At 75.2% G+C, this 16,805-nt stretch carries 13 protein-coding genes; 9 read left to right on the top strand and 4 right to left on the bottom strand.

The annotated features are described in order from the left end of the window. Positions 1 to 51 precede the first annotated feature (51 nt). On the bottom strand, positions 52 to 579 hold the full coding sequence (locus ACIQCH_RS09290; RefSeq protein WP_402579632.1) for a DUF1990 family protein: 528 nt from the start codon (positions 577 to 579) through the stop codon (positions 52 to 54). Then, on the bottom strand, positions 576 to 1,643 hold the full coding sequence (locus tag ACIQCH_RS09285; protein ID WP_402579630.1) for a YndJ family protein: 1,068 nt from the start codon (positions 1,641 to 1,643) through the stop codon (positions 576 to 578). The genes ACIQCH_RS09290 and ACIQCH_RS09285 overlap by 4 nt, the downstream gene beginning before the upstream one ends. 177 nt (positions 1,644 to 1,820) lie before the next feature. Here ACIQCH_RS09285 and ACIQCH_RS09280 point away from each other — a divergent pair, with 177 nt between their 5' ends. The 7 genes from ACIQCH_RS09280 (at position 1,821) to ACIQCH_RS09250 (ending at position 10,665) form a co-directional block, all read left to right on the top strand. Further along, positions 1,821 to 3,227, top strand: a complete 1,407-nt coding sequence (locus ACIQCH_RS09280; protein WP_402579628.1) for a DUF6777 domain-containing protein — start codon at positions 1,821 to 1,823, stop codon at positions 3,225 to 3,227. 39 nt (positions 3,228 to 3,266) lie between these two features. Then, on the top strand, positions 3,267 to 5,312 hold the full coding sequence (locus ACIQCH_RS09275; RefSeq protein WP_402579626.1) for a SpoIIE family protein phosphatase: 2,046 nt from the start codon (positions 3,267 to 3,269) through the stop codon (positions 5,310 to 5,312). Between the two features lie 83 nt (positions 5,313 to 5,395). Next, positions 5,396 to 6,256, top strand: coding sequence for an Fpg/Nei family DNA glycosylase (locus ACIQCH_RS09270; protein ID WP_402579624.1), 861 nt, complete (start codon positions 5,396 to 5,398; stop codon positions 6,254 to 6,256). Positions 6,257 to 6,275: 19 nt separating this feature from the next. Next, complete coding sequence (locus ACIQCH_RS09265) at positions 6,276 to 7,094, top strand: LytR/AlgR family response regulator transcription factor (RefSeq protein ID WP_402579622.1); 819 nt, start codon at positions 6,276 to 6,278, stop codon at positions 7,092 to 7,094. Positions 7,095 to 7,178: 84 nt separating this feature from the next. Next, positions 7,179 to 7,556 carry a hypothetical protein gene (locus ACIQCH_RS09260; protein WP_402579842.1) on the top strand — a complete coding sequence of 126 codons (378 nt, stop codon included), beginning with the start codon at positions 7,179 to 7,181 and terminating at the stop codon, positions 7,554 to 7,556. Further along, entirely contained in the window at positions 7,553 to 9,442 is a 1,890-nt protein-coding gene (locus ACIQCH_RS09255) for a cation acetate symporter (RefSeq protein WP_402579620.1), read from the top strand. Before ACIQCH_RS09260 ends, ACIQCH_RS09255 begins: the two co-directional genes overlap by 4 nt. Further along, positions 9,439 to 10,665 carry a sensor histidine kinase gene (locus ACIQCH_RS09250; RefSeq protein ID WP_402579618.1) on the top strand — a complete coding sequence of 409 codons (1,227 nt, stop codon included), beginning with the start codon at positions 9,439 to 9,441 and terminating at the stop codon, positions 10,663 to 10,665. The genes ACIQCH_RS09255 and ACIQCH_RS09250 overlap by 4 nt, the downstream gene beginning before the upstream one ends. A 53-nt stretch (positions 10,666 to 10,718) precedes the next feature. Here ACIQCH_RS09250 and ACIQCH_RS09245 read toward each other — a convergent pair whose 3' ends face one another. Together ACIQCH_RS09245 and ACIQCH_RS09240 are read right to left on the bottom strand one after the other, a co-directional pair. Further along, on the bottom strand, positions 10,719 to 11,240 hold the full coding sequence (locus tag ACIQCH_RS09245; protein ID WP_402579616.1) for a hypothetical protein: 522 nt from the start codon (positions 11,238 to 11,240) through the stop codon (positions 10,719 to 10,721). A 181-nt stretch (positions 11,241 to 11,421) separates the two neighbouring features. Then, the gene (locus ACIQCH_RS09240) at positions 11,422 to 11,955 is read right to left on the bottom strand and encodes a sigma-70 family RNA polymerase sigma factor (RefSeq protein ID WP_402579614.1); all 534 of its coding nucleotides are present in this window, start codon (positions 11,953 to 11,955) and stop codon (positions 11,422 to 11,424) included. Between the two features lie 292 nt (positions 11,956 to 12,247). Between ACIQCH_RS09240 and ACIQCH_RS09235 the strand changes: the two genes are divergently transcribed. Together ACIQCH_RS09235 and lysX are read left to right on the top strand one after the other, a co-directional pair. Further along, entirely contained in the window at positions 12,248 to 13,447 is a 1,200-nt protein-coding gene (locus ACIQCH_RS09235) for a CapA family protein (protein WP_402579612.1), read from the top strand. Between the two features lie 54 nt (positions 13,448 to 13,501). Beyond that, positions 13,502 to 16,801, top strand: coding sequence for a bifunctional lysylphosphatidylglycerol synthetase/lysine--tRNA ligase LysX (lysX, locus tag ACIQCH_RS09230; protein WP_402579610.1), 3,300 nt, complete (start codon positions 13,502 to 13,504; stop codon positions 16,799 to 16,801). Positions 16,802 to 16,805 lie beyond the last annotated feature (4 nt).

Below are 16,805 nucleotides of genomic sequence, written 5' to 3'. Positions count from 1 at the left end.
CCCACCCCCGTAGGAGCCGGTGCGCCCGCGCGCCGGGCGGGCGGGTGGGCGTCAGGCCGCCCCGGCGATCCGGCGCAGCCGCCGCGCGCACAGTCGGGCGAAGCGCATCTGGAGGAAGGGGACGACCGGGCCGGCGAGCCGGGTGTACCAGGTCGCGGGGCGGCTGAAGGCGGTCACCGTGAACCACACCGCTCCGTCCGCGTCCAGCTCGACGACGAAGGACTCCTCGCCCCGCTCCGGGTGACCCGGCCGGGTCCCGTACGCGAACCCCATGAGGTCCCGCTCGTACGCCGCCCAGACCACCTCGCACGGCACCGCGAAGGCCAGCGGCCCGATGCCCAGGGCGTTGGCGAGCCGGACGCCCGGCTCGGCGTGCTCGCGGTCCGCCCGCACCCGCAGCCCGGCGGCGCGGTGCATGGCGAAGGTGGTGACGGCGGTGCCGGCCGCCTCGAACGCGGCCCGGCCGGTGCCGACCCGGGCGCGGTGGCGCAGGTGGTGGTAGCCGGCCGGGAGCGGGGTGCGCAGGGTGGCGCCGCGCTCGGGGTAGCTGAGGGTGTCGGCCTCGTACGCCTGGTTCATGCCGTGGTCTCCTGGGTCCGTTCGGTGTGCGGAGCGTGCGCCGGCCGTGCGGTGGGCGCGGGGTGGCCGGCCCGCCCGGAGCCGACCGTGTCCTCGGGACGTCGGGGCAGGGCCCGGTCGCCGGGGCGGGCGTCCGGTGCCGGGGCCCGGTCCGCGTGCGGGGCGTGGTCCCGGCGCAGCCGGTGCCAGGCCAGGACCGAGCAGAGGGCGAAGCCGAGGGCGTTGCCCAGGCCGTGCGTGGCGGCCGTCCACGTCAGGCTGAGGTGCGGCAGGCCGGTGGCCTCGCCGAGCGCCCAGCTGAGCGCCAGCACCATCGTGACCGGCAGGACCGCGGCCGAGACCCCGAGCAGGGCCCGGGTGAACCGGTCCGGCCCGGTGCCGCGCAGCTCTCGCCAGGTCAGCAGCGCGACCGTCCACATGCCCGCGGTGAGGACGAGCGCCCCCACCAGCTCCAGCCAGTCGCCCGTGAAGTAGCCCGCGAGGACGATCAGGGTCCCGACGGGCACGCTGTACGCGGCGAAGCGCGCCCGTGGCCCCGGAGCGACGGTCCGGCAGACCAGGCCCGCGACCAGGGCCGCGGTGAAGCCGGCGAAGTGGAAGTGCGGCACGGTCAGCGCCAGGATGTCGAGGTCGAAGCCCCACAGCCGGTACCCGGCCCGCTCGGCCACCAGCGCGGTGCCCGCCACGGCGGGCGAGACCAGCGCGGTCAGCACCGCGGTCTCGGCCGGCCCGAGGGACCGGGTGTGCACCAGCCGGACTGCCCGGCCGGCGGCGAGCGCCACCAGGACGAGCGTGCCGAGGGCGTACACCGCGGCCAGGGCGGTGGCCGGGGCGCCGCGCGGCAGCCACGGGGCCGCGGCCCCGGGCACCGCGACGAGCGGCCACCAGCGGGCGACGGTCCGCAGCGCGGCCGTCCGCCCCGACGCGCCGGCGGTCGCCGGCGCCCCCGGCGTGACCGCCGGCCCCTCGGGGCCCGCCGGTTCGACGAGCCGCAGGCCGACCGGCACGACGACCAGCATGCCCAGGGCCACCACAGGGTCGACCAGGTACGCGAGCGCCGACATGACATCCCCCTTGAACGTGTTCAATTCCTCGCAGCGGCGAGCCTACGCGCTTTCTTGAACGTGTTCAACACCCTCGGTCGGGGGGCCCGTGCCCCCACTCGGACCCCTCCTGATTGCGGCCGGCGGCCCGCCCCGGCACAAAAGGTGGGAAAGGGAGAACGGCGCAGAGGAGTTCGCGTGCACGCACCGGTACGTCGCAAGGCCCTCGCCGCATGTGCGGTGGCGGTGGGACTCCTCGCCGCCGCCTGCTCGGAGGGCGAGTCGGGGGAGCCCGGCGCCGAGACGACCCAGGAGGTCCTCCTCCAGTCGGTCGCCGCCGCCGGGCCCGACCCCTTCACCCCGTCCTCCGCCACCAGCACCGCGGTGCTGCCCTCCGTCCCGGGCGGGGGCCAGGCGGCCCCGCCGAACGCCGCCGCGGCCCCGGGGGCGGCCCCGCCCCGCAAGGCCCCCGGCGCCCCCGACCGGGCCCCCGCGCCGAAGGCGAAGCGCTCCGGGACCGCCCTGCGCAGCGTCAGCGGCGCCGTCCCCGGCCTCTACGGCGGCACGGAGCGGCGCGGCAGCTGCGACACCGAGCGCCAGGCGGAGTACCTGAGCGCCGACGCCGACAAGGCCAAAGCCTTCTCCCAGGCCGCCGGCATCGCCCAGGCCGAGCTCCCCGGCTTCCTGCGCGGCCTCACCCCGGTCGTGCTGCGCGCCGACGCCCGGGTCACCAGCCACGGCTTCCGGGACGGCCGCCCCACGTCCTTCCAGGCCGTGCTCCAGGCCGGTACCGCCGTGCTCGTCGACGAGCACGGCCTGCCGCGGGTGCGCTGCGCCGCCGGCAACCCGCTCCTGCCGCCCGCCGCGGACCAGGACAAGACCGCGCACCAGGGCCGGCCGTGGCCCGGCTTCCAGCCCGACCAGGTCGTCGTCGTGCAGCCGACCACCCAGCTGATCAGCTCCTTCGTGATCGTCAACGTCGGCAACAACACCTGGATCGAGCGCAAGGCCGGCGACGACGGCGCCCAGGACCGCGCCCCCGACGTGCCGCCCGAGAACGACCCCGGCGGCCCGATCCCCGCCGACGCCCCCGCACCCGTCGACACCCCGGCCCCGCTGCCCTCGGTGAACCCGGTCCCCGACGCGGGCACCGGCGCCGGCGACCCGTCCGCCGGTACCGCCGGCGAGCGGCCCCCGGTCCCCGCCGCCCCCGACCCCGGCCGCCCGGACGCGCCGTCCGCGGTCCCGCCCGCCGCCCCGGGCGACGCACCCGGGTACACCGCGCCGGGGGACCCGCTCGGCACCGACCCGTACGACCCGTTCGCCCCCGGTGACCCGTTCGCGCCCACCGACCCGTACGCACCGGCGGACCCGTACGCCCAGGCCGACCCGTACGCACCCACGGACCCGTACGCACCCACGGACCCGTACGCACCCACGGACCCGTACCAGCCCACGGACCCGTACCAGCCCACGGACCCGTACCAGCCCGCTGACCCCTACGCCCCCTCCGACCCCGCCGACCCGTACACGCCACCCGACCCGAACGGCGCACCCCAGGCCCCCTACGGCACCGACCCGAGCGCCTCCCTGGAGACGGCCTGAGCGGTCGTGGAAACGGACAAACAGTGTCATGGTGGATCGGTGCCGACCACGGTATCGCTGCCGGACGACTGGCCCGCACACCCGGACCAGAGCCTCGCCCTGAACCGCATGGGCAGCTTCGACTGGGACCTCGCGACCGGGCAGATGTACCTGGACGAGGCCGGGCACGAGGTGTTCGACGTCCGGCCGGACGAGTACGACGGACGGCCCGAGTCCCTCGCCCCGCGCGTGCCGCCCGCCGAGGCGACCCGCCTCGACGCGCTGGTCTCCAGCGCCCTCAAGAGCGGCACGGAGAGCTACGGCGCCTACTTCCGCATCCGCTGCCGCGACGGCCGGCTGCGCTGGACCCACACCCAGGGCCGCGTCCTGCGGGACGCCGAGGGCCGGCCGTACCGCATCATCGGCATCGTCCGGGACGCCACCGAGGAGCTCAGCCACTCCGCGGAGCGCCTCGGACTCGACGAGGAGCGCCGCCGCCAGACCTCGGTCGTCGAGGGGACCACCGCCGCCCTCGCGCACGCCCGCACCGTGCAGGACGTCATCGACGCCCTCGGCGACAGCCGGGGCCTGGACCGCCTGGGCACCATGGGCATGGTGATGGGCCTGGTCGAGTCCGGCCGCATCCACCTCGTGGCCGAGGGGCCCGACGGCAGCTACGTCCCGGGCACCCGCTGGACCCGCATCGAAGAGGGCTACCCCATGAGCGAGGTCGTCCGCTCGCTCCAGCCGCGGTTCATCGAGTCCGCCCGGGAGTTCGCCACCGGCTACCCCATCCTGTGGAACCGGATCGAGCACATGGAGATCTCGGCGGCCGCCTACCTGCCGCTGATCGCCCAGGCCCGCCCGATCGGCGCGATAGGCCTGCTCTACCAGGACAAGGACGGCTTCACCCAGGAGGAGCGCAACCTGCTCGTCGCGCTCGGCAGCAGCATCGCCCAGAGCCTCCAGCGCGCCATGCTGCTGGAACAGGAGCACGACCTCGCCGAGGGGCTCCAGCAAGCCATGCTGCCGCGCCGGATCCCCGCCGTCCCCGGCGCCCAGATCGCCGTCCGCTACCGCTCCGCCCGCATGGGCCGGGACATCGGCGGCGACTGGTACGACGTCATCCCACTGCCCGGCGGCCGGGTCGGCGCCGTCATCGGCGACGTGCAGGGGCACGACACCCACGCCGCCGCGGTCATGGGCCAGCTGCGCATCGTGCTGCGCGCGTACGCCGCCGAGGGCCACACGCCCGCGACCGTCATGGCCCGCGCCTCCGTCTTCCTGCACGAGCTCGACACGGACCGCTTCGCCACCTGCACCTACGCCGAGGCCGACCTGACCACCGGCGTGCTGCAGATCGTGCGCGCCGGGCACATCGACCCCCTGCTGCGGGCCCCCAACGGGGACTGCCGACGGCTGCCCGTCGAGGGCGGCATGCCGCTCGGGCTGTCCGCCGAGTTCGGCCGCCTCGAGTACCCCGTCACCACCGTCGAACTCGACCCCGGCGAAACGCTCCTGATGTGCACCGACGGGCTGGTCGAGCAGCCCGGTGCCGACCTCGACGACGGGGTGCAGCTGCTCACCTCCCTCGTCCGGACCGGGCCCGGTGAGCTGCACCGGCTCGCCGACCGGCTGTGCGAGGTCGTCGACGAGCGCGGCGGCGACGACGACATGGCCCTGCTCCTGCTGCGCCGCCGGGCCGGGGACGCCCCCCGCGGCGGCGGGCGGCTGCAGCAGCACGTGGCGCAGAGCGACCCGGAGGCCCTCGCCTCCGCCCGCCACATGATCGGCGCCGCCGTCCGGGCCTGGGGCGCCCGGGACCGCGTCGACGAGATCGAGCTCGTGGCGGACGAGCTGATGGTGAACGCCCTCATGCACACCGACGGCCCGGCGATCGTCACGCTGCGCGTGCTCACCGGCCCCGAACGCCGCCTGCGCGTCGAGGTCGAGGACGCCTCCAGCGCGCTGCCCCGCCGCCGCGAGGCCGGCGAGTCGGGGGTGTCGGGGCGGGGCCTGATGCTGGTCGACCGCATCGCCGACGTATGGGGCGTGGAGTCGCGGGGCAGCGGCAAGTGCGTGTGGTGCGAGTTCGTCGTGAGCTGACCGCACCGGAGCGGACCGGGAGGAGACCGGGAGCAGAGCGGGGAAGCGGGGGAGGGGCCGGAAGGACCGAGAGGCGGAGGAACATGCCGGAACTGCCCGAGGTGGAAGCCCTCAAGGACTTCCTGAACGAGCACCTCACCGGGCGGGTCGTCACCCACGTCTGGCCCGCGGCGATCAGCGTGCTCAAGACCTACGACCCGCCCCCCTCGGCCCTCGAAGGGCGGCCGGCCGGCCGCACGGCCCGGTACGGAAAGTTCCTCGCCCTCGCCGTCGGCGACCTCCACCTGGTCACCCACCTCGCCCGGGCCGGCTGGCTGCGCTGGCAGGACACCCTGCCGACCGCCCCGCCGAAACCCGGAAAGGGCCCCCTCGCGCTGCGCGTCGCCCTCGACGACGGCGCCGGGTTCGACCTCACCGAGGCGGGCACGCAGAAGCGCCTCGCGGTCTACGTCGTCCACGACCCGGCCGAGGTGCCCGGCATCGCCCGGCTCGGCCCGGACCCGCTCGCGGAGGGCTTCGACGAGGCCGCGTTCGCCGCCCTCCTGGAGGGCGAGCGCCGGCAGATCAAGGGCGTCCTGCGCGACCAGAGCGTCATCGCCGGCATCGGGAACGCCTACAGCGACGAGATCCTGCACGCCGCCAAGACCTCCCCGTTCAAACTCGCGGCCTCGCTGACCCCCGAGGAGACGAGCCGTCTGTACGCCGCGCTGGAGACCACCCTCGCGGAGGCCGTGGAACGCTCCAGAGGGGTGGCCGCCGGCCGCCTCAAGGCCGAGAAGAAGAGCGGCCTGCGCGTGCACGGCCGCACCGGCGAGCCCTGCCCGGTCTGCGGGGACACCGTCCGCGAGGTCTCCTTCGCCGACTCCTCCCTCCAGTACTGCCCCACCTGCCAGACCGGTGGCAGGCCACTGGCCGACCGCCGCCTCTCCCGCCTGCTGAAATAGGCCGTTTACACTGCGCGTCATGCTGCGCGCACTGGCCGTCGACGACGAGAGACCCGCCCTCGAGGAACTCCTGTACCTCCTGCGGGCCGACCCGAGGGTGCGCAGCGCCGAGGGCGCCAACGACGCGACGGGCGCGCTGCGTCGGATCGGCCGCGCGCTGGAGGCCGGCCCCGACGGCGAGGACGCCATCGACGTCGTGTTCCTCGACATCCACATGGCCGGGCTGACCGGACTCGACGTCGCCCGCCTGCTGTCCGGCTTCGCCCGGCCCCCGCACCTGGTGTTCGTCACCGCCCACGAGGGCTTCGCCGTCCAGGCCTTCGACCTCAAGGCGGTGGACTACGTCCTCAAGCCGGTGCGCCGCGAACGGCTGGCCGAAGCCGTCCGGCGGGTCTGCGACCAGGCGGCCCGCACGGCCACCCCGGCCGGGGCGGCCGAAGCGGGGGCGGGAGCCCCGGGCGCCGTCGGAGCGGGCCCGTACCTGGTCCCCGCCCGGCCGGCCGCGCCCGAGCAGATAGCCGTCGAACTCGGCGGCGTCACCCGCTTCGTGGCCGTGGCCGACATCGCGTACGCCGAGGCCCAGGGGGACTACGCCCGGCTCCACACCGCCACCGGCAGCCACCTGGTCCGCATCCCGCTGTCCACGCTGGAGGAGCGCTGGGCCCCGCGGGGGTTCGTCCGGATCCACCGCCGGCACCTGGTCTCCCTCGACCGCATCGACGAACTGCGCATGGACGCCGGGGCCGTGACCGTGCGGGTGGGCAGCGCCGAACTGTCCGTCAGCCGCCGGCACGCGCGCGAGCTGCGCGACCTGCTGCTGCGCCGGGCCCGGGGCTGACCGCGCGTGTCCGCCGAAACGCCCCGTCCGGAGCCCGCCCCGCGGTCCACCCCGGGAGCCGACGTCCCGGCCCCCCGCCGCGAGGTGGTCACCGGCGTACCCCTCGCCGCCCGCCGCCGTGCGCCCGGCCGACCCACCCCGGCCCGCTCCGAGATCACCGAGCAGACCTCCCTCGGCGCCACGTACGTACGGGCCCTGATGCGCAGCCAGCTGCGCGCCGGCCTCGCGGCCCTGGCCGTCCTGGTGGTGCTCGTCGGCAGCCTCCCGCTGCTGTTCGCGCTCCCGCACACCCCCTCCGGCGGGGCCCCCGCGCCCCTGGTGTGGGCCGTGCTCGGCTGCGCCGTCTACCCCGTGCTCTGGCTGGTCGCCCGCTGGTACGTGCGCCGCGCCGAGCGCAACGAGCGCGACTTCACCGGACTCGTCGCCGATCCGGCCGAGCGCGGCGAGGGCGGCCGCTGGTGAACCAGGGCTACGCCGTCGCCGCCGTCACCGCCGTGGTCGTCGCGACCGTCCTCCTCGGAGCCTGCGGCCTGCGCATCTCGCGCACCACCTCCGACTTCTACGTGGCCTCCCGCACCGTCGGACCGCGCCTCAACGCGGCCGCCATCAGCGGCGAGTACCTCTCCGCCGCCTCCTTCCTCGGCATCGCGGGCCTCGTCCTGCTGCAGGGCCCCGAGATGCTCTGGTACCCGGTCGGCTACACCGCCGGCTACCTCGTCCTGCTGCTCCTGGTCGCCGCCCCGCTGCGCCGCTCGGGCGCCTACACGCTCGCCGACTTCGCCGAAGCCCGGCTGGAGTCCGCCACCGTGCGCCGCCTGGCCGCGCTGTTCGTCGTCGGCACCGGCTGGTTGTACCTGCTGCCGCAGCTCCAGGGCGCCGGCCTGACCCTGCACATCATGACCGGCGCGCCCGACTGGATCGGAGCCCTGGTGGTGGCCCTGGTGGTGACCGGAGCCGTGGCCGCGGGCGGCATGCGCAGCATCACCTTCGTGCAGGCCTTCCAGTACTGGCTCAAGCTCACCGCGCTGCTGGTGCCCGCCCTCTTCCTGCTCGCCGGCTGGCTCGGCGACGGCGCGCCGCGCGCCCGGTTCGCCGAGCCGCCCGCCTTCCGCGAGCACGCCGCCGTCACCGTCGCGGACACCGTCCGGCTGGAGTTCGCCGAGCCGCTGCGGGTCACCGTGACGGGCCGGATCGACGGCCGGACGTACGACGGCCGGCCCGCGGACCTCGCGCGCGGGGCCCACACCGTGCAGGCCGGCACCACCCTGCGCTTCCCCGCCGGCGCCCCGGTGCCCGAGCGCGCCGCCCCGGCCGGCACCGACGGCCCCCGCTGGTCGCAGGCGGCGGCCGGCAGTCGCGAGGAACACCCGCTGTACGCCACGTACGGGCTGATCCTCGCGACCTTCCTCGGGACGATGGGCCTGCCGCACGTCGCGGTCCGCTTCTACACCAGCCCGCACGGCACCGCCGCCCGCCGCACCACCCTCGTCGTGCTCGGCCTGGTCGGTGCGTTCTACCTGCTGCCGCCCGTGTACGGGGCCCTCGGCCGGATCTACGCCCCCGAGCTCGCGCTCTCGGGCAACGCGGACGCCGCGGTGCTCGTCCTCCCGGAGCGGCTGGTCGGGGGCGTGACGGGGGACCTGCTGGGCGCGCTGCTGGCGGGCGGGGCGTTCGCCGCGTTCCTCTCGACCGCCTCCGGACTGACCATGGCGGTGGCCGGGGTGCTCACCCAGGAGGCCCTGCCCGGCCGCGGCGTGCGCCACTTCCGGCTGGCCACGCTGCCGGCCATGGGCGTACCGCTGACGCTGAGCGCGTTCGTCAGCAACGTGCCGGTCGCCGACGCGGTCGGCTGGGCCTTCGCCGTCTCGGCCTCGTCCTGCTGCCCGCTGCTGGTGCTGGGCATCTGGTGGCGCCGGCTGACGGCACCCGGTGCGGCCGCCGGGCTGGTGGTGGGCGGCGGGGCGGCCCTGGCGGCCGTGCTGGCCACCCGCGCCGGGGTGACCGGCGGAGGCTGGACGCACACCCTGGTGGCCTGGCCGGCGGTGTGGTCGGTGCCGCTGGGCTTCCTCACGATGGTGCTCGTCTCCCTCGCCACTCCGGGCCGGGTTCCGGCCGGGACCGCCGCCGTGCTGGCCCGGCTGCACCTGCCGGAGGAGCTGGCCGCGGGCGGTCCGGCGTCCGGTCGGACGGACGGTGGGCGCGTGGGCGGTCGGGCGGACGGTGGGCGCGTGGGCGGTCGGGCGGACGGTGGGCGCGTGGGCGGTCGGACGGACGGTGGACGCGCGGGCGGTCGGTCCGGTCGTGCGGGCGCGCGGGGGAGCGGGTTCCGGAAGCGGGGGGCGGCATGAGCGGGGACAGCGTGCTCGGCGTGGCACTGGCCGGGGCCGGCCTGCTGGCCACCGGCGTGGCGCTGGGCCGCTGCTGGGCCGCCCGCGGGGTGCGGCGCAGCGGTCCGGGCCTGGGCACCCCCGTCGAGCGGGCCACCTTCCACACCCTCCACACCGCCTCGCTTGCGGCGCCACCGCTGCGCGGCGGGCTGACCGAGGACACCGCGCGCAAGGCCGTCCGCCGGCTGCGGCCGCTGCTGGGCACCGAGGCGCTGTGCCTGACCGACCTCGACGAGGTCCTCGCCTGGGACGGCCCGGGCGCCGGCCACCACCTCGGGGTGGTGATGGGCAAGGCGGCCCAGCCGCTCGCCTCCGGGCGGAGCCTGAGCGTGGAGACCGACTGCGCGCACCCCGGCTGTCCGCTGCGCTGGGCGGTGATCGCCCCGCTCACCGGCGAGGACGGGGTGGTCGGCGCGCTGGTGGCCTACGGATCGCGCGAGTCGGCGGTGCTGGTGCGGGCTGCGACCGAGGTGGCCCGCTGGGTGTCCGTCCAGCTGGAGCTGGCCGAACTGGACCGCTCGCGGACGCGGCTGATCGAGGCCGAGATCAAGGCGCTGCGCGCCCAGATCTCCCCGCACTTCATCTTCAACTCGCTGGCGGCGATCGCCTCGTTCGTGCGCACCGATCCCGAGCGGGCCCGGGAGCTGCTGCTGGAGTTCGCCGACTTCACGCGCTACTCCTTCCGCAGCCACGGCGAGTTCACCCAGCTGGACGACGAACTGCGGTCCATCGAGCAGTACTTGGCCCTGGCCGGGGCCCGGTTCGGCGACCGGCTCACCGTCACGCTCCAGGTGGCGCCCGAGGTGCTGCCGGTGGCGCTGCCGTTCCTGTGCCTGCAGCCACTGGTCGAGAACGCCGTCAAGCACGGGCTGGGGGCATCCGAGCGGGACTGCCGCATCGTCATCGCCGCCCGCGACGCCGGCACCGAGGCCGTGGTGACCATCGAGGACAACGGCGTGGGCATGGAGCCGGCCGTGCTGCGGGCGCTGCTGGCGGGTGAGGGGCCGGCCTCCTCCGGGATCGGGCTGTGCAACGTCGACGAGCGGCTGCGGCAGGTGTACGGGGACGCGTACGGCCTGGTGATCGAGACCGGCGTGGGCGCGGGCATGAAGGTCACCGTGCGGGTCCCCAAGTACCGGGTGGGCGTGCACCCTTCAGCGGCCGGGCCGCTCCCGGCCGGCTGAGCCGCCGCTGCCACCCGGCCGGGTGCGCCGGCGCGTGCCCGGCGCCGGGGATTTCAGAACAGGTGCATCGCCAGGTGTCCGAGCGGCAGCCCGAGCTGCCAGGCCGGGGTCCAGACGCGGGCGTTCTCGTCGAGCCCCGGCTCGCCCTCGCGCCGGTCGAGGGCCGCCTGGTCGAGGTTGGTCGCGTACAGCTCGGTACGGTCCAGCCAGTGCCAGGCCGCCCGGGCCAGCTCCAGGTCGGGGTCCTCGCCGCCGCGTTCGCGGGCCTCCTCGCCCAGCTGGAGGATGCGGGTCTGCGCCCAGTCGCGCCAGGGGTGGCCGTACGCGGTGAGCGAGAGCCACTCGTCGAGCTGGGAGACGACGCGGATGCCGGAGAGCTCCCCGGCCGCGTCCGACAGGTAGATGGTCAGCGCCAGCGTGTCGCGTCCGGCCCGGAACTCCAGGCTGCTGGCGGGGATCAGCCGCCCGGTGCGCAACAGCTCGTCCGCGATGTACTCGGCGTACAACCAAGCCATCGGTACCGCGAGCCTGTCGGCCCCGTCGCCGCCGGTGCCGTTCGTACCCTCGGGGCGCACCGTGTCCACCTACTCCCGCGCATCGAGCTGCCGTCGTCAGTCCCGAGCCTTCACGCCGGGGCGGGACGGGCGGGGGCCGTTTACCCAAGTTGAACGGTCTGGTGGCGAAATCGCCGTGCCGTGGGCACAGTCTGCTCGCCCGGGCGGGCGGATTCTGGACGGACGGCTCCCGCCGGGCGGGTCAGGCCCCGAGGCCGTAGCCCGGCAGCCCCTGCCGCAGGGCGCGCAGGGCGTAGTGCGTACGGGACTTGACGGTACCCGTGGGGATGCCGAGCTCCTGTGCGGCCTCTGCGACGGAGCGGTCGCGGAAGTAGACCTCGACGAGCACCTCGCGGTGTTCGGGCCCGAGGGAGCCCACTGCGCGCCGCACGTCGATGGCGATCGCCGTGGTGTCGAAGTGGTCCTCGGGGGCGGGGCGCTGCTCCAGGGCCTCCGCCTCCACCTCCTGGGGGCGGGAGAGGCGGGCGCGGCGGGCGTCGATCGCCAGCCGGCGGCCCACGGTGAAGAGCCAGGGCCGCATGGAGCCGTGCTCGTCGTCCCAGGCCTCCGGGTGCTGCCAGGCGCGCACCAGCGTCTCCTGGACCAGGTCTTCGGCGCGCTGGGTGTCGCCGTGGGTCAGGGTGAGGAGGAATCCGAACAGCGCCCGGCCGTGCTCGTGCTGCAGTGCGGAGATCTGCGCCGCGCCAGGGCGCGTGAGGGTGGGGGCGGGGCTCACAAGAGGCTCCTTCCGGGGCGAGCGGGCTGATGAACCCACCCTGACCTGCGCGTGGCGCTCCGGGAACCGTCCTGCGCACGGTGCGCGCCGACAGGGGCGGCGCCGTCGTTCGACGGCCGCTGCGCGCGACGAACGGTCGAACGGTGCGCCGAACGGCTGGTGCGCGCACCACGACCGCCGGTTGTCACGGCGCCGTCACTTGACGTGACGGCCGTCCTGCTGTGGATTCGAGGTCGGACCACCAGCCGATCCGATAGTCGTATTAATGGTCCCGGGATCGAGAGCAGGGCAGATGAGCAAGCGCACACGCCGCGCCGCGGCCACCCTCACCGCCGCCCTCCTCGCGGCCGGAGCCGCCGGCTGCGCCGCCGGCTCCGCGCCGGCCCGGCTGGCCGGCGGCCACCGGCCCGGGCCCTCGGGAGCCGCCCCCGGCTCGCCCGCGGCGCCGGGCCGCGGCTTCACGCTGGTCGCCAGCGGCGACGTCCTGCCGCACCCCTCGGTCATCCAGCGCGGACAGGCCGACGCCGGCGGCGAGGGCTACGACTTCCGCCCCATGTTCGCCCAGGTCAAGCCGGTGGTGTCGGCCAGCGACCTGGCCCTGTGCCACATGGAGACCGTCTACGGCGAGGAGGAGGGGCCCTTCACGGGCTACCCCGCCTTCAGGTCCCCGCCGCAGTTCGCCGAGGCCCTCAAGGACGCCGGCTACGACGGCTGCTCCACCGCCTCCAACCACAGCCTCGACGACGGGGCGGACGGCATCCGGCGCACCCTCGAGCGCTTCGACCGGGCGGGCCTGAAGCACGCCGGCACCGCCCGCACGGCGGCCGAGGCGGCGGTACTCACCACGTACGCCGCCGGCACCGCCAAGGTCGCCCATCTGGCGTACACCTACGACACCAACGGCTATCCGATGCCCGACGGGCAGCCCTGGGCCGTCAACCTCATCAAGAAGGACCGGATCCTGACGGACGCCCGCACGGCCCGGGCGGCCGGTGCCGACGTGGTGCTCGTGAGCGTGCACTGGGGCACCGAGTGGCAGACCGAGCCCGACGAACTGCAGCTCTCCCTCGCCCGCGACCTGACCGCCGCCCGCACCGCCGGGCGCCCCGACGTCGACCTGGTCCTGGGCACGCACGCACACGTCCCGCAGGCGTACGAGAAGGTCAACGGCACCTGGGTCGTCTACGGCATGGGCGACCAGGTCTCCGGGCGCATGGTCAACTACGCGGACCAGCCGGACCCGCGCGGGAACTACGGCTCCATCGGACGGTTCCGGTTCGAGCCGCCCACGACGGCCGGCGGGCGCTGGCGGGTCACCAAGGCCGAGTTCGTCCCGCAGATGATGGACACCGACGCGGGCCGGGTGGTCGACCTACCCGTGGCCCTGGCCGCCCACCCCGACCGCGAGGACTACGAGGACGCGCTCGACCACATCCGCGGGGCGGTCCTCAGCCGCGGCGCGGCCGCGGACGGACTGACGATGGGCCGCTGACCGCGCGCCCGCTCCGCCGCGCGGACCTGCGCCGCGCTGCCTACAGTGCGAACCATGACCGTCGCGGAGCAGACCCAGGGGACCCGGAACCGTTTCCTGAACCGGGTGCCCGACGCGTTCGGCGCCTTCTTCGGCGCGCTGGGACTCCTGTGCGCCCTGCTGGCGGTCTTCGCGGGCCTGCGGGCGCTGCTCCGGCCCGTCGTCCGCTTCCTCGACGACATCGTCGTCCCCGTCAGCGCGAACCTCGCCTACGCCGCCTTCCTCATGCTGCTCGCCGCCGCCCTCGGCAGCCGCAAGAAGATCGCCTGGTGGATCGTGGTCGCCTACCTGAGCCTGCTCATCCTCTCCGACCTGCTGCTCCTGGCCGCAGAGGAGTACTGGTACTCCGTCCCGTCCCTGATCGTCGGCATCGCCGCGCTGGCCCTGCTGGTCGCGGCCCGCCGGGAGTTCTACGCCGACTCGCGGCACGGCGCGGTCTGGCGGGCCCTGCTCGTCCTCGGACTCGGCCTGCTCGCCGCCGTCTTCCTCGCCTGGGGCGTCGTCGCCGTCTGGCCCGGCACCCTGCCCAGCTCCCAGTGGCTGGACTGGGCCGCGAAGCAGGTCTTCGGCGGCCTCTTCTCCGCCCGCCAGTTCGACGGCCGGCCGCCCCGGCCCGTCTACTTCCTGTGCGGTCTCTTCGGTGCGCTCGCACTGCTCAACGCCGCCGCCACGCTGTTCCGCTCGCAGCGCATGGAGGCCTCCCTGCACGGGGACGAGGAGCCCCGGATCCGCGCGCTGCTCGGCGCGTACGGCCGCAACGACTCGCTCGGCTACTTCGCCACCCGCCGCGACAAGGCCGTCGTCTTCGCACCCAACGGCAAGGCGGCCGTGACCTACCGCGTCGAGGCCGGGGTGTGCCTGGCCTCGGGCGACCCGGTCGGCGACCCCGGCGCGTGGACCCCGGCCGTCAACGCCTGGCTGGCCGTGGCCCGCCGCTACGGCTGGCAGCCCGCCGTCATGGGCGCCTCCGAGGAGGGCGCGACCGCCTACGCCCGCTCGGGGCTGGGCGCCCTCCAGCTGGGTGACGAGGCCATCCTGCACGTGGCCCAGTTCGACCTCGACGGCCGCGACATGCGCGTGACCCGCCAGGCCGTCAACCGCGTCCGGCGGGCCGGCTGCACCACCGCGATCCGCCGCCACTCCGCCCTCACAGACGAGGAGATGCGGCGGATCATCGACAGCGCCGACCGGTGGCGCGACACCGAGACCGAGCGCGGCTTCTCGATGGCACTCGACCGGCTCGGCGACCCGGAGGACGGCGACTGCCTGCTGGTGGAGGCCTTCGACGCCGAGGGCCGGCTGGTCGCCATGCTGTCGTTCGTCCCCTGGGGCAGGGACGGCATCTCCCTGGACCTCATGCGCCGCGACCGCAAGGCCCCGAACGGGGTCATGGAGTTCATGGTCGCCGAGCTGTGCGCGCACGCCCCGAAGGTGGGCGTGCGGCGGGTCTCCCTCAACTTCGCCGTCTTCCGCTCCGTCTTCGAGGAGGGCGGCCGGATCGGTGCCGGCCCGGTGCTGCGGCTGTGGCGCCGGCTGCTGCTGTTCTTCTCCCGGTGGTGGCAGCTGGAGGCGCTGTACCGCTCGAACGTCAAGTACCAGCCCGAGTGGTACCCGCGGTTCCTCTGCTACGGCGACGCCGGCTCGCTGGCCCGCATCAGCCTCGCCTCCGGCATCGCCGAGGGCTTCGTCTCCGTACCGAGCCTGCGCAAGCTGTGGGGCCGCAGCCACCCGCGCGGCGCGGTCTCCGCCCCCGCCACCACCGCCGGCCTGCCCTCGATCGACTCCCTCGGCCTGGTCGAGGAGGGGGAGGGCGGGGCGGGCGCCGGGGCGGCCCTGCCCGAGCAGGTACGGGTCCGGCACCGCAAGCTCGAGCGGCTGCGGGAGGCGGGGACCGACCCGTACCCGGTCGGCATCCCCGAGCGCACCCACACCGTCGCGGAGCTGCGGGCCGCGCACCCGGCGCCGGCGCCCGGGGCGCGGACCGGGGAGGCGGTGACCGTGGCCGGCCGGGTGATGGTCGTGCGCGACCTCGGTGGCGTGGTCTTCGCGGTGCTGCGGGACTGGTCGGGGGACCTCCAGCTGATGTTCACCCGGGACGGCTCCGGACCGGAGGCCCTCGGCTCCTTCACCGCCGCCGTCGACTTCGGCGACCACGTCACCGCCACCGGCGAGGTGGCCGGCAGCCGCACCGGCGAACTCTCCGTGCTCGTCGCCTCCTGGCAGCTCACCGGCAAGTGCCTGCGCCCGCTGCCCGACAAGCGCAAGGGCCTGGCCGATCCCGAGGCCCGGGTGCGCCGCCGGTACCTCGACCTGGTGGCCCGCCCCGAGGCCCGCGACGTGGTCCGGGCCCGGTCCGTCGCCGTCCAGGCGCTGCGCCAGGGCCTGCTGGACCGCGGCTACCTGGAGGTCGAGACCCCGATGCTCCAGCAGATCCACGGCGGCGCCAACGCCCGGCCCTTCCGCACCCACATCAACGCCTACGACCTCGACCTCTACCTGCGCATCGCCCCCGAGCTGTACCTCAAGAGGCTCTGCGTGGGCGGTATGGAGAAGGTCTTCGAGATGGGCCGCACCTTCCGCAACGAGGGCGTCTCCTACAAGCACAACCCCGAGTTCACGATGCTGGAGGCCTACCAGGCCTTCGCCGACTACGACGTCATGCTCGACCTGACCCGCGAGCTGATCCAGGGATCCGCGACCGCCGCCAACGGCGCCCCCGTCGCCCGCAAGGCCGGCCCCGACGGCCGGCTCGTCGAGCACGACATCTCCGGCCTGTGGCCGGTCAAGACGGTGTACGGCGCGATCAGCGAGGCCCTCGGCGAGGAGGTCGACGCGGACACCGACGAGTCCCTGCTGCGCCGCCTGTGCGACTCCGCCGGGGTCCCGCACGGCCCCGACGACACCCGCGGGGACGTGGTGCTGGAGATGTACGAGCGACTGGTGGAGGAGAAGACGAAGCTCCCCACCTTCTACAAGGACTTCCCCACGGACGTCTCCCCGCTCACCCGCCAGCACCGCAAGGACCCGCGGCTGGCCGAGCGCTGGGACCTGGTGGCCTTCGGCACGGAGCTCGGCACCGCGTACTCGGAGCTGACCGACCCGGTGGAGCAGCGCCGCCGGCTCACCGCCCAGTCCCTGCTCGCCGCGGGCGGCGACCCCGAGGCCATGGAGATCGACGACGACTTCCTCGACGCCCTGGAGTACGCGATGCCGCCGACCGGCGGCCTGGGCATCGGAGTGGACCGCCTCGTCATGTTCATCACGGGATTGACGATCCGCGAGACCCTGCCGTTCCCGCTGGTGCGAAAGAACTAGACGC

Source organism: Streptomyces sp. NPDC093225 (genome assembly GCF_044753805.1).
Taxonomy (GTDB): Bacteria; Actinomycetota; Actinomycetes; order Streptomycetales; family Streptomycetaceae; genus Streptomyces.
Note: the sequence above shows the minus strand (reverse complement) of the source record. Positions and strands in the feature narration are given on the sequence as shown.